This window comes from Nocardia sp. NPDC088792 (assembly GCF_044750615.1).
In the GTDB taxonomy this organism is placed as follows: domain Bacteria; phylum Actinomycetota; class Actinomycetes; order Mycobacteriales; family Mycobacteriaceae; genus Nocardia.
In genome coordinates, this window is sequence record NZ_JBIVKC010000003.1 from 431,270 (window position 1) to 450,404 (window position 19,135).

General features: G+C 68.8%; 22 protein-coding genes. 10 read left to right on the top strand and 12 right to left on the bottom strand.

Annotated elements, in window-relative coordinates:
* Positions 1-56 precede the first annotated feature (56 nt).
* Together ACIP5Y_RS19585 and ACIP5Y_RS19590 are read left to right on the top strand one after the other, a co-directional pair.
* A complete protein-coding gene (locus ACIP5Y_RS19585) occupies positions 57-854 on the top strand; it encodes an ABC transporter permease (protein ID WP_400353806.1) in 798 nt (265 codons plus the stop codon).
* Positions 855-950: 96 nt separating this feature from the next.
* The gene (locus ACIP5Y_RS19590) at positions 951-2,534 is read left to right on the top strand and encodes an MAC/perforin domain-containing protein (protein ID WP_400351667.1); all 1,584 of its coding nucleotides are present in this window, start codon (positions 951-953) and stop codon (positions 2,532-2,534) included.
* A 56-nt stretch (positions 2,535-2,590) separates the two neighbouring features.
* Here the strand turns inward: ACIP5Y_RS19590 and ACIP5Y_RS19595 are convergent, their stop codons facing one another.
* Positions 2,591-2,926, bottom strand: coding sequence for an RNA polymerase-binding protein RbpA (locus tag ACIP5Y_RS19595; RefSeq protein WP_400351668.1), 336 nt, complete (start codon positions 2,924-2,926; stop codon positions 2,591-2,593).
* A gap of 196 nt (positions 2,927-3,122) precedes the next feature.
* Between ACIP5Y_RS19595 and ACIP5Y_RS19600 the strand changes: the two genes are divergently transcribed.
* Entirely contained in the window at positions 3,123-3,449 is a 327-nt protein-coding gene (locus ACIP5Y_RS19600; protein ID WP_397009235.1) for a hypothetical protein, read from the top strand.
* Here ACIP5Y_RS19600 and ACIP5Y_RS19605 read toward each other — a convergent pair.
* Entirely contained in the window at positions 3,421-4,521 is a 1,101-nt protein-coding gene (locus tag ACIP5Y_RS19605) for a hypothetical protein (protein ID WP_400351669.1), read from the bottom strand. The two genes, ACIP5Y_RS19600 and ACIP5Y_RS19605, sit on opposite strands and share 29 nt — an antisense overlap.
* 205 nt (positions 4,522-4,726) lie before the next feature.
* On the bottom strand, positions 4,727-5,407 hold the full coding sequence (locus tag ACIP5Y_RS19610; RefSeq protein WP_400351670.1) for a M23 family metallopeptidase: 681 nt from the start codon (positions 5,405-5,407) through the stop codon (positions 4,727-4,729).
* Between the two features lie 177 nt (positions 5,408-5,584).
* Between ACIP5Y_RS19610 and ACIP5Y_RS19615 the strand changes: the two genes are divergently transcribed.
* Positions 5,585-5,911: an ArsR/SmtB family transcription factor gene (locus tag ACIP5Y_RS19615; protein WP_400351671.1), complete on the top strand. Its 327-nt coding sequence runs from the start codon at positions 5,585-5,587 to the stop codon at positions 5,909-5,911.
* On the opposite strand, the gene ACIP5Y_RS19620 is transcribed toward ACIP5Y_RS19615, so the two are convergent.
* A complete protein-coding gene (locus ACIP5Y_RS19620; protein ID WP_400351672.1) occupies positions 5,893-6,873 on the bottom strand; it encodes a glycosyltransferase family 9 protein in 981 nt (326 codons plus the stop codon). The two genes, ACIP5Y_RS19615 and ACIP5Y_RS19620, sit on opposite strands and share 19 nt — an antisense overlap.
* 210 nt (positions 6,874-7,083) lie before the next feature.
* Between ACIP5Y_RS19620 and ACIP5Y_RS19625 the strand changes: the two genes are divergently transcribed.
* Complete coding sequence (locus tag ACIP5Y_RS19625; RefSeq protein ID WP_400351673.1) at positions 7,084-7,434, top strand: hypothetical protein; 351 nt, start codon at positions 7,084-7,086, stop codon at positions 7,432-7,434.
* 93 nt (positions 7,435-7,527) lie between these two features.
* On the opposite strand, the gene ACIP5Y_RS19630 is transcribed toward ACIP5Y_RS19625, so the two are convergent.
* Both ACIP5Y_RS19630 and ACIP5Y_RS19635 read right to left on the bottom strand, forming a co-directional pair.
* A complete protein-coding gene (locus ACIP5Y_RS19630) occupies positions 7,528-8,304 on the bottom strand; it encodes an SGNH/GDSL hydrolase family protein (protein ID WP_400351674.1) in 777 nt (258 codons plus the stop codon).
* On the bottom strand, positions 8,301-9,746 hold the full coding sequence (locus tag ACIP5Y_RS19635) for an MFS transporter (protein ID WP_400351675.1): 1,446 nt from the start codon (positions 9,744-9,746) through the stop codon (positions 8,301-8,303). Before ACIP5Y_RS19635 ends, ACIP5Y_RS19630 begins: the two co-directional genes overlap by 4 nt.
* A gap of 119 nt (positions 9,747-9,865) precedes the next feature.
* Between ACIP5Y_RS19635 and ACIP5Y_RS19640 the strand changes: the two genes are divergently transcribed.
* On the top strand, positions 9,866-10,519 hold the full coding sequence (locus ACIP5Y_RS19640; RefSeq protein WP_400351676.1) for a TetR/AcrR family transcriptional regulator: 654 nt from the start codon (positions 9,866-9,868) through the stop codon (positions 10,517-10,519).
* A gap of 60 nt (positions 10,520-10,579) precedes the next feature.
* Here ACIP5Y_RS19640 and ACIP5Y_RS19645 read toward each other — a convergent pair whose 3' ends face one another.
* Both ACIP5Y_RS19645 and ACIP5Y_RS19650 read right to left on the bottom strand, forming a co-directional pair.
* Positions 10,580-10,915, bottom strand: a complete 336-nt coding sequence (locus ACIP5Y_RS19645) for a YnfA family protein (protein WP_400351677.1) — start codon at positions 10,913-10,915, stop codon at positions 10,580-10,582.
* 61 nt (positions 10,916-10,976) lie between these two features.
* Positions 10,977-11,132 (bottom strand): hypothetical protein, encoded by a 156-nt coding sequence (locus ACIP5Y_RS19650; RefSeq protein ID WP_400351678.1) that lies wholly within the window; start codon positions 11,130-11,132, stop codon positions 10,977-10,979.
* A gap of 120 nt (positions 11,133-11,252) precedes the next feature.
* On the opposite strand from ACIP5Y_RS19650, the gene ACIP5Y_RS19655 reads away from it, so the two are divergent.
* The 3 genes from ACIP5Y_RS19655 to ACIP5Y_RS19665 all read left to right on the top strand — a co-directional run bounded on the left by ACIP5Y_RS19655 (position 11,253) and on the right by ACIP5Y_RS19665 (position 14,939).
* Positions 11,253-11,942: a response regulator gene (locus ACIP5Y_RS19655; RefSeq protein ID WP_400351679.1), complete on the top strand. Its 690-nt coding sequence runs from the start codon at positions 11,253-11,255 to the stop codon at positions 11,940-11,942.
* Between the two features lie 200 nt (positions 11,943-12,142).
* Positions 12,143-13,129 carry an ATP-binding protein gene (locus tag ACIP5Y_RS19660; RefSeq protein ID WP_400353808.1) on the top strand — a complete coding sequence of 329 codons (987 nt, stop codon included), beginning with the start codon at positions 12,143-12,145 and terminating at the stop codon, positions 13,127-13,129.
* Between the two features lie 76 nt (positions 13,130-13,205).
* The gene (locus tag ACIP5Y_RS19665) at positions 13,206-14,939 is read left to right on the top strand and encodes a DUF4153 domain-containing protein (protein WP_400351680.1); all 1,734 of its coding nucleotides are present in this window, start codon (positions 13,206-13,208) and stop codon (positions 14,937-14,939) included.
* A 5-nt stretch (positions 14,940-14,944) separates the two neighbouring features.
* On the opposite strand, the gene ACIP5Y_RS19670 is transcribed toward ACIP5Y_RS19665, so the two are convergent.
* The 3 genes from ACIP5Y_RS19670 to ACIP5Y_RS19680 form a co-directional block, all read right to left on the bottom strand.
* Positions 14,945-16,117, bottom strand: coding sequence for a hypothetical protein (locus ACIP5Y_RS19670; protein WP_400351681.1), 1,173 nt, complete (start codon positions 16,115-16,117; stop codon positions 14,945-14,947).
* A 146-nt stretch (positions 16,118-16,263) separates the two neighbouring features.
* Positions 16,264-16,617, bottom strand: a complete 354-nt coding sequence (locus ACIP5Y_RS19675; RefSeq protein WP_400351682.1) for an iron chaperone — start codon at positions 16,615-16,617, stop codon at positions 16,264-16,266.
* 25 nt (positions 16,618-16,642) lie between these two features.
* A complete protein-coding gene (locus ACIP5Y_RS19680) occupies positions 16,643-17,542 on the bottom strand; it encodes a TIGR03619 family F420-dependent LLM class oxidoreductase (protein WP_400351683.1) in 900 nt (299 codons plus the stop codon).
* 94 nt (positions 17,543-17,636) lie between these two features.
* Here ACIP5Y_RS19680 and ACIP5Y_RS19685 point away from each other — a divergent pair, with 94 nt between their 5' ends.
* On the top strand, positions 17,637-18,194 hold the full coding sequence (locus ACIP5Y_RS19685) for a sugar O-acetyltransferase (RefSeq protein ID WP_400351684.1): 558 nt from the start codon (positions 17,637-17,639) through the stop codon (positions 18,192-18,194).
* Positions 18,195-18,254: 60 nt separating this feature from the next.
* On the opposite strand, the gene ACIP5Y_RS19690 is transcribed toward ACIP5Y_RS19685, so the two are convergent.
* Positions 18,255-19,091: an SDR family NAD(P)-dependent oxidoreductase gene (locus ACIP5Y_RS19690; RefSeq protein WP_400351685.1), complete on the bottom strand. Its 837-nt coding sequence runs from the start codon at positions 19,089-19,091 to the stop codon at positions 18,255-18,257.
* Between the last annotated feature and the right edge of the window lie 44 nt (positions 19,092-19,135).

Below are 19,135 nucleotides of genomic sequence, written 5' to 3' on the forward strand. Positions count from 1 at the left end.
CCCAGGCGACAGAGCCGGCGGCCGCACCCCCGAGACCTCAGGTTCCGGGACCGTTCCTGCTGTTGCCCAGGGTCGTTCGCGACAGCGCCATCGTCGCCTACCGGAATCTGCTGACCATCCTGCGGGTACCGACCCTGCTGGTCACCGCCACCATCCAGCCGCTCATGTTCGTATTCCTGTTCGCCTACATCTTCGGGGCCTCGCTGGGCGGCAGCCAGTACCGGGAATTCCTGCTCGCCGGGATCTTCGCGCAGACAGTCGCTTTCAACGCGGCGTTCACCACCGTCGGCCTGGCGAACGATCTGCACAAGGGCATCATCGACCGGATGCGGACCCTGCCCATGTCGCGGCTGGCCGTGCTCATGGGCCGCACGCTGTCCGACACGGTGGTGAACGTGCTCGCGCTGACCGTCATGGCGGTCTGCGGCTATATCGTGGGCTGGCGCATCAACGGCGGAATCCTCGATGCCGTGCTGGGTTTCGCGGTGATCCTGCTGTTCGCCTTCGCCATGTCCTGGGTGGGCGCCATCACCGGGTTGTTGTCGCCGAGCGTCGAGGTGGCCCAGAGTGCCGGTCTCATTTGGCTTTTCCCGCTGACGTTCATCTCCTCGGCGTTCATCTCGGGGGAGACGCTGCCCGGTCCGTTGCGCACCGTCGCGGAATGGAATCCGATCACCGCCGTCGCCGCCGCGGGCCGCAAGCTGTTCGACAACGGTTCGCCGCCGGGCTTCACCGCCGCGAAGGGGTGGCCGGCCGTGCACTGTGTGGAGTACTCGATCTACTGCTCGATGGGTATTCTCGCCATCGCGGTCCCGTTGGCGCTGCTGCAATATCGTAAGGTGGCCAGTCACTGACGGACCGGTAAGAATTGGAAAAGTATTCCGGCAGCAGCCCTTTCGGGTTGCTGCCTTTGTACTATTGCTGTGGGGACGGTAATAGAAGGAAATCTCATGCAGGTTATACCCGGCGCCAGCGCAATCGGGCGCGGTTTCAATATTCTCGGCACCTACAGCACGCGTTCGCTCATGCCGCAGATCGTCAATCTCGGCGCGGAGACCAGCACTTTCGAATATCCGCCGACCGGTTACAGCTATGCGGTGCCGGAAAATACGAGTCCGGTGGAGTACACAAATACCACCGGATCATCCTATGTCTACAAGACCGTGGAGCAATTCCAGGGGCACTTCTCGCAGAAGGCGCAGGTATCGGCGACGTACGGCGCCTTCAGTGGACAGTTCAACCTCGCCTACTCGAATACGGTAAACACCGACCAGTCTTATTATTACTGCGGTTACGAAGCCGACTTCACCGCCTGGGAACTGAACCTCAACCACAGCTCCACGCAATGGCAGAACGCGGATTTCAAGGACGATCCGGATATCAAGAACCTCCCCACCACCTTCACACCGCAGAACCAAGAACAATTCTTCGCCGTATTCCGCAAGTGGGGGACCCATCTGGTCGCCCAGGTCATCGTGGGCGGCAGCATGGATTACTACGAGGCCGTCCAATCGGCGTACTACAGCGACGAGACGCAGGTCAACGCCAACGTCAAGCTGGAATACAAGGCCGTGTTCACCTCCGGCAAGGCCGAATCCCAGACCGAATGGGAACAACTCGGCAAATCCTGGGCCGACCACCGCGAAGTGACCGTGAACGCGACCGGCGGTGACACCTCGCTGCTCAACTCGCTGCAGCCCGGCTACATGGACTCCGATGTCGGCGTGATGGACCTGTGGTCGTCGGCGGTGCTGAAGAACCCCTCGGTCGTCGAATTCACGCTGCGGCCACTGAATGTGCTCTTCTCCGGCGACCAGGCCTTCGCCGTCTCCGCCGCACTCGAGGCGTACACCAACGGCGCCATCCTCACCTACGCCGACACCGACTACACACCCAACTCGGCGCCCGGCGGCGGGCAGGTCAGCACCTCCTGGGGCATCGTCACCAATGGCAATGTGGCCGTACCGGATCCGGCGGTGACCCCGCCGCCCCCGACCGTCGTCTCGCCCGGCGTGGTGGCGCCGGTGGGCGGCTATCAGATCGCGCTGTACGACCCGCTGACCCTCGAACCGTTCCTGGTGCACCTGTATTACCAGACGTACCTGGCCAATTCGCTGCAACCGGATCGCGGCATCTACGAGGTCATGCTGAAGGACCTGAAGGCCGTCACCAAGAAGGGTTATCTGGCCGCGTTGAGCGGCTTCGCCGTGGACCTGATGAACACCCCCACCAACGACTTCAACAACTGGCTCATCAGCGTCGGCTGCACCGGGCAGGCCTGGAAGAAGTTCGTCGGCTACAACAACAAGGGCGGCTCCGGCTGCTACGTGGTGCTCGGCCGCCAGGGCGCCGCCCCGGGCCAGGCCCTCGAGCTCCTGAAAGCCGTCTACGAGGTCTCGTGGGTGGATCAGCCCTACTACTTCACCATCGACTCCTCCGCGATCGGCCTCACCTACGGCCGCGGCGCCAACGTCCTCACCGACCACGAGGCCCGCGGCGCCCTCCCCGAACCGCCGAAGGAATCGAAGAAATAGCACCGAACGCGAAGGGTCCCCCCACATGTCGGTGTGGGGGGACCCTGTCGATCTTGCTAACCGCGGCGGCGGCTCTTGATCAACTCCATCCGCTCCTGCAGGAGCTCCTCCAACTCTTCCTTGCTGCGGCGCTCGAGCAGCATGTCCCAGTGGGTGCGCGGCGGCTTCACCTTCTTGGGCTCCTGTGTGGTGCCCTCGAGCAGTACACCCTCCTGGCCGTTGCGGCACAGCCAGGTCGGGGGAATCTCGGCGTCGTCGGCGAACGGAACATCGAATTCCTCGCCATTGTCGGTGCGGTACCGTGCCATCCGACGCGGCGCCAGGTCATGGTCACGGTCGGTCTCGTAGCTCACCGCTCCGAGCCGACTGCCCCGGAGTACGCGATCTGCCATGGGTGCGGTCCCTTCTCGCCATTCGGCAACGTTCTACATCAGTGTCGATGCATACCGTCGATCAAGTGTTCAACGTGTATGCGCACGCTTCGGTTCCCGTGGGAGAACCCGACCATTCTACTCGTTCGCCGGGTTGCCCTGCGTTCGGCGTGCCCTTGCGCCCGCAACCGGGCGCAAACCGCTAACGTGTCGGACCATGTCGCGACGTGTGCTCTCGGCCTGCCAATGGTGTGGGAGGGAGATCGCCGAATCCGAGGTGGGACGCCGCCGCCGCTACTGCCGGCAATCGTGCCGCCAGCGTGCCTACGAGCATCGAAACAGCGTGAAGGGCACCGGTATTCCCGAGGACTCGGTCATACTCAGTGCCCAGGAGGTCGCCGACCTGTCGGACCGCTGGTTCTCCGCGCGCTGCGCCGCCGAGGACGTGGCGACCGCGGTGTCGGAGGGCGCCGATCACATCGAACTCGCCGAACTCACCGCCATATTGGTGAAACTCACCCGCGACGCCGAACGCCTGCGCTGACCGCCTGCGCAGGACGCCCGGGCCCGCGCCCGCCGATTGCTTTGCCGCCCAGCGACTCTCCCGACGGCTGTGCCGTCTGCGACCGTGCGCGGCTGCTGCCGTGCACGGCGTAGACCAGGCCGGCGCCCGCCGCTGTCACGGCGAGCAATGCGCCGAAGGCGGCGAGGGTGGCGCCGTCGGGGTGGGTCAGCGGCTGGGCGCGCAGGGCCTGCCACAGGAGGACGCCCACCAGTCCGGCGTAGCCGAGGGCGAGCACCCCGATGAGCCGGGCCCGGGCCCGCTCGTCACGCAGCCACGGCACCCGCCGTGACAGCCACAGCAAGGCGAACGACGCCAGGATGAGTATCTGTATGCCGTGCAGGCCCACGAAATGCGGCACGCGCAGATCGCCGCCGGTGGTGCTCCAATGCGTGACGGGCAGGCCCGCGCCGCCGTCGCGGACGCTCGGCTGCCCGTGCATGACCGTATGCCCGGCGCCGAGGGTTACCGGATGCCCGTACGCGTCGGTGGTCTGCTGCGCACCGGTGAACCCCATGGCGTAGCCGAGCGCCATACCGATCACCGCGATGCCCAGTCCGGCGTGGATGGCCCGGGTGGTGGGGCGGTCGGTGATCTTCTGCCAGGAAAGCACCAGGGCGATAACCAGATTCGCGGCGAACAGACCCGGCACGCCGCTCATGAAGATCATCTGGCCGTAATGGTTCCAGGCATCGGTCTGCTCGTTGAAGTGGCTGAAGGTGCCGCGTGCGGCCTGCACGGCGATGAATCCGACGTCCGCGAGGGCGGTGAGCGCGAAGAGGGAGCCCATCCACCAGGTGAACCGCTGCCCGCGATGCGGGAACGACAGCAGCCAGGCCAGCGTGATGGTGTAGAGGGCGAACGCGAACCCGAACTTGAACGTTTTCAGCCACACCGACTCGTGCAGCAGCATGCGGTCGTCGAAGACCATGGCGCACAGGCTGAATACGGCCAGCGCCGCCATGATGACACTGGTGGCCAGCAGGGGGCGGTGTAATGCTTTGCGGGCGTCGGGGACTCGACGCTCGAGGGTGGGTGCTTGGAGCGTGGTCATACCCCGACGCTAGGAACGCGGCCCCGGATCACACGTCCCTCACGGGTGCGGTCCGCACGTAGTACCCGGGTATGGGGACAGCCCCGGCGGTAGGGGCCGGGGCTGTCCTGTCATCGGTGTCTGCGCTCGCGGCACACGGCGTTGTATACGTCTGCGGCACACCGCATCCCACACGCCCCTCATCGGCGCACGGAAGGCTTCGGGGCTAGTCGGCGGGGATGCCGGCGTCCATGCCGCGGCCCGCGAGCCACGGCAGCGGATCGACGGGACCGTTGTCGGGGGTGTGCACCTCGTAGTGCAGGTGCGGTCCGGTGGAGTAGCCGCGGCTGCCGACGGTGGCGATCTCGTCGCCCGCGCGCACCTGCTGGCCGGGCCGCACCAGGATGTCCTGCATGTGCCCGTAGACGCCGACCGTGCCGTCATCCTGCTGAATACGTACCCACAACCCGAAACCGGACGCGGGCCCGGCCTCGAGCACGGTGCCGTCGGTGACCGCGCGGATCGGCGTGCCGAACCCGTCGCCGAAGTCGATCCCCGCGTGCATGGCGCCCCAGCGCACCCCGAATCCGGAGGTGAGCGGGCCCGCCACCGGGCGCACGGTCTTGGGCCGCGCCTGCTCGATGTGCAGATTGTTCAGGAAGTCCAGCACCTGCGGCGGCACGAACTGCGGCATCTGCGCCTCCCGCGGGGTGAAGGCGGTGAAGGTCGCGGGCTGCGCCGCGGAGGTGGCGGCCAGGCCGGTGAGTTCGCCATCTGCTTGCTGGTCCGCGGCGGCCAGGGCGCACAGGGAAGCCCCGACGAGAGCGGAGACGGCGGCTGCACGGCCGGCGGCCGTCCGGCCCCGGACGGCCCGGAAGGTTCGAGATAACGGAACGGTTACGGGCATGGATCGAACGTACGGTGTGGCCGGAGCGGGCTCAAAACCCTGTTGTGGCCGTCACAGGGCGACGAAAGCCCAGTTCGCAGGTTACGGCCAGGTAACGACACGCCTGTGATTTCCGGATGACGTCGGCGGAGTCGCACCTGTGCCGGCTTGACCCCGCCGCGCCGTCCCGGGCAGTCTATGTTAGTGCCCGCTAATGGAGTGAGGGTGCTGAGCGCCCTCGCCGACGACACTCGCCGCGCGGTCTTCGAGGCCCTCCCGCAAGGACCGCGGTCCGTCGGCGAACTCGCCGCAACCGTTGGCGTCACCAGCTCGGCCGTCTCGCAGCACCTCAAGGTGCTGCGCGAGGCCCGCCTGGTGATGGTCCGCCCGGACGGCAATCGCCGCCTCTACTCCCTCGATCCCCGCGGACTGGCCGACGCCCGCGACTACCTCGAACAGTTCTGGCCCAGCGCCCTCGCCGCCTATTCGGCCGCCCTGTCGAGCGCCTATCCCACCCGCCGATAGGTCTGGGTGCGGCGATCCATCCCGGTCCCCGGCAACGGCCGCTTACGCAGCTGCTTGTCGATGGCATTGAGCACTTCGGGCACACCGATTTTCAACAGTCCAGGATCCGGGGTCGCGGCGTCGGGATCACCGATCTGCCCGGCCCACAACACGGCATGCCGGCCGAGCAGATGCGGCGGCGGCCCACCGAGACTGGGCGCGGTGGGCCCGAACAACAGGACCGTGCGGGTGCCGAAAGCCGTTGCCAGATGGGCGACTCCGGTATCGCCCGACACCACCAGGGCCGCCTCGGCCACCGTGGCGGCCAGTTCGATGAGGTTCTGCTGACCCGCGAGGACTCGCGCCGATGAGAGTCCTGCGCGGGCGGCGACACCGAGTGCGATCTCGCGTTCGGTCTCGTCGCCGGTCAGCACGACTTCGCGCCCCTGTACCAGGAGATGCCGGACCACCGCGGCGAACCGGTCGGGCGGCCAGCGTCGGGCGGGTGCGCCCGCGCCGATGTGTACCACCACGCAGTCGCGGTGACTGGTGACCGCGACCGGCGGCACCAGCCCCAGATTGCGGCGGTCCGCGGCGATCCCGTCGGATTCGAGCAGATGGCACCAGCGGTCGACATCGTGCATATCGGGCTGCCACTCCGGGCCCGGCAGTTCCGGGAAGGCCGGATTACGGTAGGTGAGAATGCGTTCGGGCCGGGTCTTGAGCAGTTCCACCAAACCCTCGGTACCGTCCAGATTCACCGCGAGCGCCGGCACTTCCCCGTCCCAGCGCAGGCCCAGGGGTTCGGTGATGGGCACCATCTCGTCCACGGAGACGATGAGATCGACGATCGGTTTCAGCCGGGGAGACGCAGCCAGGGTGATGTGGTCGTCGGGCCGGGCCCGCCGCAGCGCGCGCAAGGCGGGCACCGCGGTGAGTAGATCACCCAGCCCGCGTGCACGCAGCACGAGTACAACCGCCACCTGAACTCTCCTAGCCGGCCACACTGCCCACGACGCGACGGCCCTCCGCAGACGGGGACGCAGAGCCATTTCGACTGGACTACCCGGCCTGCTCTCGGATGAAACTCGGTGACGGCAGCTATCGGAAACCTTTCGGCCTGTTTCACCAGCGGCGTTCTCCGGTACTACCGACTGTCGTTGCAGGCGGGGGATCCACTACGGTGTGCAGTCATGACCTTCGTCTACAACCTCGTGGTCGTGACCCATCTGCTCGGTATGGCGGCGGTGGTCGGCGGCTACGTCGCCGCGCAGCCGCGGGTATCGGAGCTGATGGTGTGGGGCGCTCGCGCGCAGATCCTGACCGGCATCGTGCTGGTCGGCATGGCCGAGTCCATCCACTCCCTCGGCAAGGAAACCAATATGCCGAAGGTCATCACCAAACTGGTTGTGGCCGTACTCGTCGCGGCCTTCGCCGAAATGGGCCGCGCCGACGCCAAGCGCGGCAAGGCGGTGCCGTGGATGACCCACGCCGCGGGCGGGCTGGCCATCCTGAACGTGTTCATCGCCGCCGTGTGGCACTGAGCTCCGCGAACGGCAGTCCGGTGAGGTAGCGCGAAAGGCGAAGCCGCACAGCATGCATGACGGCATGCGGTGCGGCTTCTGTCGTATCCGGCCTCAGTGCTCCCCGGCCGGTTCCGGCGGCAACTGCCGGGCGGCGTGACGGGCAAGGGTTTTCGCGACCTCGGCCGCGACCACCGCATGCCCGGCCATGGTCAGGTGGATACGGTCGGCACTGAGCCAGTCCGCGCGCAACCGGGCCGGGTGATCCCAGAACTCGGTGAGGATCGCCTCGTGCCGGAGGGCCACGCGCCGTACGGCCTCGGCGAAATCGGCGAACAGCGGCCGCAGCGGGGCCATTTGCCCGGTGAAGCTGTCGGCGAGAGTGAACAGCGACAGCCGCGCGCCCGTCGCCGCGACCGCATCGCACAGCCCGTCCAGCTCGGATTCGACCGTGGCGAGGTCGGTGCCGCGCAGGAACAGATCATTGCCGCCGCAGCTGATGTGCACCAGATCCGGGCGGAAGGCGATCAGGTCGGCGAGCTGCCGCGCGTGCACGTCGGCGATGACCGCGCCTTTGCGCCCGGTATTGAGGTAGTCGGCGCGCGGGTGGGCGCCGATCAGCCAGCGGGCCACCCGATCCGCCCAGGGCACGGTGTCGTAGCCGGGCCACGGATCACCCGTCCCCGCCGCGGTGGAGTCGCCGATGACGGCGAACCGCCGCCACGGCACCGCGCGCAACATGGCATGCGCTGCCGAATCGGTGAGGGTGAACGGATCGTTCGCCTCGGTGCGGCCGGAAATGCCGGTGCGCCCGACAGTCTCGGCGTGTGCGGCGATACCGGTCCCGGCGGGCTCGGAAATGCCGGTGCGGGCCGATGTTTCGGCGGTCATGCGGGGGTCTCCTCGGCTCGGGCCGGCAGGGCGGCGAGAACGGCTGCGGCGACGGCGATTCCGGCGCACACGGCGAACAAGGTGTGGAAGGCGGACAGCGGCGCCCCGGGATGGGCCGCGAACACCGCGGCCAACACCGCGACCCCGAGCGCGCCGCCGGACTGGCGGGCGGTCAGGTTCATGCCCACGCCGGCCGCGAAACGTTGCGGCGGGAGCGATCTCGCCGCGGCGGTACCGAGCACGGTGATCAGCAGGCCGATCCCGCCGCCGCCCAGGATGCCCGCGGGCACCCAGGCCTTCCAGAGGGCGGGTGTGGCATCCCAGGCGCCGGTGGTCATATAGAGCGTCGAGGCCGCGAACATGAGCGCGCCCAGCACCCCGAGCCGGCGCTGCCACGGGATGGGGGCGCGCCCGGCGAGTACGGCGGTCACCATCGAGGCGACCGCACCGATCGTCATGGCCGCCGCCGATTTCAGCACCGAGTAGTGCCATATGGTGGCCAGCCACAGCGGCCCGGCCAGCAGCCACGCGAACATGGTGGCGCCGAACACGAATGCGGTCGCGTTCACCAGCGCATAGCGGTGACTGCGCCACAATCCGACGGCAATGGCCGGACGCGGATGCGTGCGTGAGCGCCACAGCGCCACCGCCAGCAGGACGAGACCGCCGAGTCCGCAGGCCAGGGTGCGCCAGTCGGCCCAGCCCCACTGCTGCCCCTGGGTGACGGCCGCGACCACCGTGCCGATCCCCAGTCCGGTGGCGAGAGTGCCGGCCGGATCGGGCAATCCGTGCGGCTGCCGCTGATCACCCCGGGCCAGCCGCAGTCCGAAGGCGATGAGCAGCACGGCGATCGGCACGTTGATGACGAAGACCGACCGCCAGCCGAACCAGTCCACGAGCGCGCCGCCGACCGCGGGACCGACGGTGGCGGCGAATCCGCCCGCCGCCGTCCAGGCCGCCATGGACACGCCGATGCGTTGCGGCGGGGTGACACTCAGGACCAGTCCGAGCCCGGCGGGGATCAGGAAGGCCGCGGTCCCGCCTTGCAGGAACCGGCCCGCGATGAGCCATTCCGGTCCGGGCGCGCAGGCGCACAGCAGTGAGGTGAGCGCGAATCCGGCCAGCGCGCCGAGGAATACGCGGCCGCGGCCGAGCGCGTCGGCGAGTTGCCCGGCCGGGGTGAGCAGTGCGGCGAAGGCGACGGCGTAACCGCTGACCACCCAGGTGAGGGTGGTGGCGGCGGTGCCGGGGTAGTCGCGGGTGATGGCGGGGAAGGCGATGTTCACCACCGACAGGTCGAGGAAGGACATGAAGGCCGCACCGGAGGCGACCAGCAGGGCGAGGCGCGCGGCCCGGGAACCGGGTGCGGTGGCCGCGGGCGGCGGGGAAGGGAGAGGGGCTTCGGGATGCGCGGCGTTGTGCCGCGCGGAGACGTCGGTCATGAGAGCGACTTTCGCGGGAGAGTATCTCGGGAAGTGAAACTGTACGCACGATCGTTCGTATTGTTGAAAAGTACGACCGATCGTGCGTTTATGCAAGAGGTCGGTGCCAAGATGGAGAGGTGACCGAATCCGTGCAGGCTCCCGAACAGCTCGCAGCAGACTCCGCCGAGCAGCAGATTTCCGACCAGCGCCTGCTGAAGGGCGCCCGCGCGCGAGCCGCCATCGCCCGCCACGCGGCCGACGTCGCCTCCGTCGAAGGGCTGAACGGACTGAGCCTGGGCCGGCTGGCGGTCGATCTGGGTGTGAGCAAATCCGGGGTGGCGACCCTGTTCGGCACCAAGGAGAACCTGCAACTGGCCGCGGTGCAGTCCGCGCGCGAGGTGTTCATCGACCATGTCGTGCGCCCGGCGCTGAGCGAACCCAAGGGCATGCCGCGGCTGCGCGCGATCGTCGAGCACTGGTTCGACTACATCGGCGAGCCCGTCATGCCGGGCGGCTGCTTCCGCGGTCAGTGCGTGACGGAATTCGACAGCCGTCCCGGCCCGGTGCGCGATGCGCTGGCCGCCGATCGCGACGACTGGTTCGCGGTGCTGGAGAAGGAGATTCGGCGCGCGCAGGAGCAGGGTTTCCTGGCCGCGCACGATCCGCACACCCTGGCCTTCCAGTTGGAGGCGGTCATCGCGGCGGCGAACAGCGCTGCGCGCATGGATGACACGACCGCCATTCCGACCGCCCGCGCGATCGTCGACGGACTGCTCGGCCGGTCAGCGTAATCGCTTCGCGCAGCGCAAGATTGCGCGCGATGCAGGAATGCATCGAGGTCACAGCTGGTTTCACGTGGAGCGAGGCACGTACATGATCAGTGCGACACCCACCAGGCAGACGAGCGCGCCGGTGATATCCCAACGGTCCGGGCGGAATCCGTCGAAGGCCATGCCCCACGCCAGCGAGCCCGCCACGAACACACCACCGTAGGCGGCGAGGATGCGCCCGAAACTGGCATCGGGCTGCAGAGTGGCGACGAACCCGTAGAGGCCGAGTGCGATCACGCCCGCGCCCATCCAGGCCCACCCGCGATGTTCGCGCACCCCTTGCCAGATCAGCCAGGCGCCGCCGATCTCGAACACGGCGGCCAGCCCGAACAACAGGATCGATCGCAGGACTGTCATAGTCGGCAACCCTAAGCGGCGGCCGGACCACCCGCGTCCCACGGTCCGGCCGGTCGGTATCTCAGTTCTGGTCGCGGACGGGCGCGGTCACGGAATTGGTCGACCCGTCGGAGAAGGTCAGCGTGATCGGCGTATCCGAACCGGTGCGCAGTGGGAACGCTGCCAGGGTCGAAATGGCTACGGCCGCGCCGAGCTTACGCAGGGTCGGTTCACGCACGGCAAACATGCTATGACGCACCGTCGTGGGTGCCGGATTCCGGTGGTGTGACCGGGGTCTCCACAGGATCTTCACAATCGGCGCGAACCATCTCCACGGCCACCTCCTAGTGTCACCAGCATGGAATCCAGCCAGCAGCGCGGCGCCCGGCGCATCCTCGTCGTCGAGGACGAACCGACCATCGCCGAATCGATTGCCGCGCGGCTGCGTGCCGAGGGCTTCACCGTGGACATCGCCCACGACGGGCCCGCCGGGGTCGCCGGCGCCGAGGCCGGTGAGCCCGACCTGGTGGTACTGGACGTGATGCTGCCCGGCTTCGACGGGCTGGAGGTATGCCGGCGCATCCAGGCACGACGCCCGGTCCCGGTACTCATGCTCACCGCCCGCACCGACGAGACCGATGTCCTGGTCGGCCTCGGCGTCGGCGCGGACGACTATCTGACCAAGCCGTTCTCGCTACGCGTGCTCACCGCCCGCATCCACGCCCTGCTGCGCCGGGTGGAACGCCACGCCGCACCGGGCGCGACCATCATCGTCGGCGACCTGCGCATCGATACCGACCAGCGCCGCGTCTGGCGCGCCGACACCGAAACCCAGCTCACCCCACTCGAATTCGAGCTCCTGGTGAACCTGGCGCGCCGCCCGCGCACCGTACTGGCCCGCGATCGCCTGCTCTCGGAAGTGTGGGGCTGGGCCGACGCCTCCGGCACCCGCGCCGTCGACAGCCACATCAAGGCGCTACGCCGCAAACTCGGCGCCGACCTCATCCGCACGGTCCACGGCGTCGGCTACGCCCTGGAGGCCCGATGAGCGTCGGCGACCGAGACCCGGATAGTCCGCGCTACGAAGGCCCGGCGGGCGCGGATCGCACGACGACCACCGGCGGTGTGCGTGCGCACGGTGCGGGTGAGCCGGGCGGGTCGCCCGCGGCGACCGGAAGCGCGCTGCGCCCCGGGAACCGCGGCGCGGGGAACGCGTTACACACGGGCGGGAATCGGTTCGCGGGGCGGATGCCGCGGCCACTGGATCGGGTGCCGTCGATCAAGGTGAAGCTGGGCGTGCTCATGGTGGGGTCGGGCGCGGTGGCGTTCGGATTCTTCGCCTCCCGCATCGGCTGGCTGCCGCCGAAGACCACGATCGCCGCCATGCTGATCGCGCTGGTCACCTCGCAGGTGCTGGCGCACGGTATGACGATGCCGCTGCGCGAGATGACGGCGGCCGCCAAACGCATGGCGCAGGGCGATTATTCGCATCGGGTGCGCGCCACCTCCCGCGACGAGGTGGGGCAGCTGGCCGCGGCCTTCAATCAGATGGCCGCCGATCTCGCCGCGGCCGATCAGCAGCGGCGCGACTTCATCGCCAATGTCTCGCACGAACTGCGCACCCCCATCACGGCGCTGGGTGTGGTCCTGGAGAACCTGGTCGACGGTGTCGCCCAACCGGATCCGGTCACCCTGCGCACCGCCCTCGCCCAGACCGAACGGCTGAGTCTGCTGGTCTCCGAACTGCTGGCCCTGTCCAGCGTCGAAGCCGGCGCGGTCGCCCTCGACGTGGAACCCCTTGCCCTGGAACCACTCCTGAAAGAGGTCGTCGCCGAGGCCGAGGTGATGGCCGCCGCCGTCGACCGCCCCATCCGCTTCACCATCCACCTCGACACCCCCGGCCTGCAGGTGCACGCCGACCGCGCCCGCCTGCACCAGGTCCTGCTCAACCTCCTGGACAACGCCACCCGCCACGGCCCCGCCCACGGCGAGGTCCGAATCCACGCGCACGCCTCGCACAATCGCCTCGTCCTCGATGTCGAGGACGACGGCCCCGGCATCCCGCCCGCCGAACGCGCCCGCGTCTTCGAACGCTTCACCCGCGGCGGCCGCGCCACCACCGGCGGCACCGGCCTGGGCCTGGCCATTGCCCGCTGGATCGTCGACCTGCACGGCGGCACCATCGCCGTCGCCGATCCGGGTTCCCGCATCCGCATCACCCTCCCGGCCCCCTAACCGACCCCTCCCATCCCCGCAGCCCGGCGCCCCGCGCGCTCCCGGGCCGCTGCCGCACACCCTCTGGAGGTCCGCCATGCCCGAAAACCCGTCCCTCGCAACAGGCAATCCGCCATCACACGATCCGGCCTCCCTCGACGCCTCGACCCCCGCGGTGGTGGGCGGGCCGCCGATGCGGCCGGTCCCGCAATTCCGGCGTCCGCCTCCGCGTCACGTGGTCGTGCCCGTGCACCGGGGCATCGTCCCGGCGATCGCTGTCGCGGGTCTGGCCGCGGCGGTGCTGATTCCTTTGGATCGGCCCGGTATCGGCTGGTTGCTCACCGGTCTCGTCTTCGTGGCGGTGGTCTGGGCCGCGGATCGTGCTGCTCGCCGCGCATTCGTCGCGGGTCGCAAAGCCGAGCTCGTTGTGGACGCCGAGCCTGGTGAAGCGGAGGGGGTCGAGGAGGAGTCGGAGCTCGTGGGTCCGGGCGCCGGGTCCGAGCCGGGCAATGAAAGGCGTTCCGGGACTGCCGAATCGATGGATTGCGACGAGGACGAGTGGCCCGAGGAGCGCCCGGCGCGGCGCTGGGGGCGGTGGTGGTGGAGCGTACTGGCCTTGGGCCTGTTGGGGATCGGCACGTTGCGGGCCGCACCCTGGCTTTTCGTGCTGTGCGTGCTCGCGGCAATGGTGGCCGGATCCATGGCGGTGGTGGGCCGGCGGTCGGTGTACGGGGTATTGGCCGATGCGGTGGCGGTCACGTGTGCGGCGGTGGTGTCGGTGCCGTGGGTGTATCGGGCCGCCGTGCAGGTGCGGGGGCGGAGAGCGGTTATCGCTCAGCGGGTGTGGATGTCGGTGCTGGTGACCGCCGGCCTGCTGCTGGTGTTCGTGCCGTTGCTGGCGGGCGCCGACCCGGTGTTCGAGCACCTGGTGGCGGGGATACTGCCGCGAGTGGATGTGGCGTCGCTGGCGCGGTGGGGAATGGTATTCGGGCTCGGTGCGCTGGGGACCGCGGGGGCGTTGTATCTGCTGGCCGGGCCGTTGCCCGCGGCCGCCGATTTCGCGCAGGGGACGGACGCCGGGGACATGAATGCTGTTGCGTGGCTGGGTCGCCGGCGGCTGTCGCGAATCGAGTGGGGGATCCCGGTGGTGGCGTTGACCGTCGTGTTCGCGGTATTCGTGGCGACGCAGCTGGCGGTGTTGTTCGGCGGGGACGGGTACGTACAGCGGACCGCGGAGCTCACCTATGCGGAGTATGCCCGGAGTGGGTTCTGGCAGCTGTCGGTGGTGAGCATGTTGGCGCTGGTGGTGATCTCGGTGGTGCAGCGGGTGGCGGCACAGCAGTCACCGTCGGAAAGGGCGTGGCTGCGGGCCGGTCTGGCGGCGGTGAGTGTGCTGACGCTGGTGATCGTGGCCTCGGCCCTGCACCGGATGTGGACCTATCAGCAGGCGTACGGGTTCACGGTCATGCGGTTGCTGGTGGAGGTGTTCGAGCTGTGGATTGGGTTGGTTTATCTGCTCGTGCTCGCGAGCCTGGTGACCTTGCCCCGGGAGTGGGTGCCGCGGGCGGCAGTCGGCCTGGCCGCGGCGACGCTGCTGGTACTGGCCCTGATGAATCCCGAAGGGCTGGTGGCGGATCGCAATGTCACCCGGTGGCAGGACGGCAAGAACTTCGACTCCGACTACCTGAGCGGCCTGTCACCCGACATCCTGCCCGCGCTCGACCGGCTGCCGCCTGCCCAGCGCGACCCGATCGAGCAGTCCATTCGCGCGCACGCCGCGGATGATTCGTGGCAGGGCTGGAATCTCGCGCGAGAACGGGCGCGCCGATGAGCGTTTCAGCCGAAGGTGACCGGGGTCCAGGTGCTCCCTGCGTCGTGGGTGACCAGCATCCGCGTGGGCGCTCTGTCCGCGCCGGGGCGGGTGAGCAGTGCGAAACCGGTTGTCGTGGCGGGGAACCAGCCGTTGTCGACCCGCTCGGCGTCATCCCCGGAATAGGTCGTGTTCCACGTTTCGCCGCCGTCGGAGGAGGTCAACACGTGATTCTCGACGCCGGCCACCAGGTGCTCGCTGTCGGCCGGAATCAGGACACTGCTGCGGGGAATCGTCGGCCACAGCTGTGCCGTCTCGGTGAAGTCGGCGCCACCGTCGGCGGAGGTGAGCAGTCGCAGGGTGGGGGCATCATCGCTGTAGGGTCCGAGCCGGCCGCACAGGGCGATCATCCGGGTGGGGGAGGCGGCGTGCCAGTCGGCGGGCCCGTTGCCTCCGCAGGGCAGCTTCCAGATCTTCCAGACGCCGTCGGTGAGGCGGGCGCCGCTCTCCCCGCGGTTGTCCACGACCACCCAGGCCCGATTGCCCATGACCTGCAGGGCCGGGGACGGGTCGGGTCCGCCGCCGATATCGGAGGGGATGTTCGTTTCGGTCCAGGACTCGTCCTCCGCGGAGGTGGTGTGCAGCCGCATCCGGCCTTCGGTCACGTCGACGACGCGGATGGTGTCGTCGCCGGCGGACGCCGACCAATGGCTGCCGACGAGATCGGGCGGCGTGGCATTGCGCCAGGTCGCACCGTCGTCATGGGTGGTGAACAATCCCTGTTCGGACGCGACCCAGCGGTTCGGTCCCTCGGCGTAGACGAGGCGCCGATGAGCGTCCTCGCCACCGAGCAGCGTTGCCGGGTTGTCGACCCGCTGCCAGGTGCGCCCGCCGTCGCTGGTGTGCTGCACCGTCGCGCACACGGCGGTCGCGCAGGGGAGGTCGTGGCCGGTCACCCAGCCTTCCATGGCCGTGCTGAAGTAGAGCGATTCCGGTTGGAAGCCAACAGGATTCGCCATCACCGCCGAGCCGGGTGCGGGGGATTCCCCCGCCGGCGCCGCCGTCGTGGTCCCCGGCGCCGCGACCGGTGACGGTTCGTCGGGCCGGATGGTCAGGGACGCCACCACCGCGGCGGCGGCAACCGGGACACCGATACCCACGACACCGGCCAGGAAGACCGGCTTCGTCCAGAACCCCACCGGGCCGGACCCCCTTCACAGATGTTCGGGCCGATGGTCCGAGCATGCTCGGCGGGCCCTGCGGCACAACGGGTTCGAGTATGCCCGCTGACCCCGGGATTCACCTACTCGCGGGCCGTCGTGCGGCGCCGGCCGGTGGCGCGGTGTCAGCCCTGTGCGCGTTCGCTCGCGAGCAGGGCGGCGGTGCGGCCGATGAGGTCGAAGGGGATCGGATCCTTCAGCGGAAACTTCAGCGTGCCCTTGCCCGCCACATAGGGGGCGATGGCCTGCGCGTACGCACTGTCCCCGACCGGGACCGGGTAGACGGAGATGTGCTTCTTCCAGCCCGCGAAGTACATGACCGCCTTCCCGTTGACCTGCACGGCCGGGATGTCGTAGCTGATGGTTTCGGTGCTGCCGGGAACCGCGGTGCGCACGGCCGAGCGCACGTGTTCGAGCACCGCCTGCGTTTCGGCGGGAAAGCCGGTGACGTACTCCGCCACGGATGTCGCTGTCGCCATGCCCGGCCACCCTCTCGCGATAGGTTCAGTCGCGCAATCGGTCGAGCAGACCGATAGCGGTCTCCAGCATCTCGTCCACCGTATCGGTGATGTACATGAGATCGACGAAGAAATCGTCGTATCCGGTCTCGGCGTGCACGGTTTCGATGGTTTCGTCGATGAGCGACGGATCGGTGCCCGCCGCGACATTGACGCGCAGCACGGTGCCGATGGCTCCCGGATCCCGCCCGGCCTGTTCGGCGGCCCGATCGATGACCGTGCGCAGCTTCAGCAACTGCCGACCCCAGCCGGGCGGACCGGGTACGGGGACCACCGGCAGCCAGCCGTCCGCGCGCCGGCCGATGCGTTCGAGCCCGGCGGGGTTGAAGGCGCCGAGATGGATGGGCGGGCGCGGGCGCTGCACCGGCTTCAGTTCGCTGCGGTGTTCGGGGACGGTGACGAACCGGCCCCGATAGCCGGCCGGGTCGGTGGTCCAGATGGCTTCCAGCGCATCGAGAGTCTCGTCGAGGCGGGCGCCGCGGTGCGTGAACGGCACGTCCGCGGCCTCGTACTCCTCGGGCGACCAGCCGATGCCGAAGCCGGGCAGCAAGCGCCCTCCGCTCACCACGTCGATGGTGGTGAGGGACCGGGCCAGGTGCACCGGGCGGTGCAGGGGCGCGATGAGCACATTGGTGCCGAGCCGGACCCGTTCGGTCGCGGCGGCGGCAATGCCCAGCAGCACGAACGGGTCGAGCACCGAATTGAATTCGTCCGGAATGGTGTTCTTGCCCGCGTACCCGACCTTCGGGTTCGTCGCGGCGAGGAGTCGTTCCCCGACCCAGAGGCTCTGCGCGCCGGCCTTCTCGACCTCGGTGGCGTAGTAGGCGACCTGCGCGCCGTCCGAGGCCTGCGAACCGTGCTGGGGGAGTGAGAAACCGATCTTCATATTTCCGTCCTACCAAATGCGCATAATTTTCCGGTCATGACGGCGTGGCCAGGGTGTTTATGTGATTTCCGGGCGTGCTGGCCAGGATGGGCGGGTGGGAGAAGACAAGAATCGCATGCTGCGCGGCGAGCTCTACCGCGACTCCGACGTCGAACTCGTCGCCGAGCGCCGCCGCTGCCAGGGACTGCTGGACACCTTCAATTCGACTGCGGCAGGGCAGGATTCGGCACGCCGCGCCATCCTCGAGGACCTGCTCGGCGACATCGGCGAGGGCTCCTGGATCATGCCGCGCTTCCAATGCGACTACGGCTATCTGATCCGGATGGGCAGCAACAGCTTCCTCAACTACGACGCCATCGTGCTGGACTGCGCCCCGGTCACCATCGGCGACGACGTCTCCATCGGCCCGCGCGCCCAACTGCTCACCGCCCTGCATCCGATGGAGGATCACGAACTGCGCAGGCAGCGCTGGGAGACCGCGGCCCCCATCACCATCGGCGACAATGTCTGGCTCGGCGGTGGTGTCATCGTCTGCCCGGGCGTGACGATCGGCTCGAACACGGTGGTCGGTGCGGGCAGCGTCGTCACCCGCAGCCTGCCCGAGAAGGTTTTCGCCGCAGGCAATCCGGCCCGCGTCATCCGCGGCCTCTGACACCACCTGCCCGGTGCCGGCGGCGGGCGCCTCGATTCGTGTCCGGCCTCGTCGGTGCCGCTATCCGGGGAGTCCGGCCAGTTCGGTGCAGACCCGGCGCAATCGGGTGGCGGTGGCGTCGTCCTGGGCGGCGCGGGAGGGTGCTTTGACCCGGTCGCGCTGGAAGTAGCAACCGGAGACGGCGGCCACGTCGGGGTCGGTGGCCAGGTAGGTGAGCGTGCGGCCGCCCTCCTCGGCCGAGATCATGAACGCGCGTTTGCCGAGGGCCAGCGCGGGGCGGGCGAACCAGGGTGCGGCGTTCCAGATGTCGGTGGCGACCACACCCGGGTGGAAGGCATTGGCGGTGACGCCCGTTCCGGCCAGCCGGCGCGAGAGTTCGCGCACGTAGAGGATGTTCGCCAGTTTGGCGCGGCCGTAGGCGCCATTGGGGCTGTAGCCGTGCCGGAAGCCGAGATCGTCGAAGTCCAGGGTCGCCCCGTAATGCATGGTCGAGGCGGTGAACAGGACGCGGGCGGGGGAGTCGCGGCGCAGCAGATCCAGCAGCAGTTCGGTGAGCAGGAAGCCGGCCAGATGATTGACCGCGAAGGTGGCCTCCACCCCGTCGCCGGTTTCGACGCGGTGCATGTGGAAGGCGCCCGCATTATTGGCGAGCACGTCGAGGCGGTCGTAGCTGTCCCGTACGGTGCCGGCGAGTTCGCGCACGGCGGTGAGGGATCCGAGATCGCACTGCAGGGTGTCGACCGGTCCCGCAGCGGTGCGGCGCACCAGATCGGCGGCGGCGGAAAGCTTCTCGGGATCGCGTGCCACCATCACCAGCCGATGCCCGTCGGCGGCGAGCTGACGTGCTGCGGCCAAACCGATTCCGGAACTGGCCCCCGTGATCAGCATGGTCTTCATGCCCGGCGAGCATGCCACACCGGCGGCACGCTGTCGCGCCACGG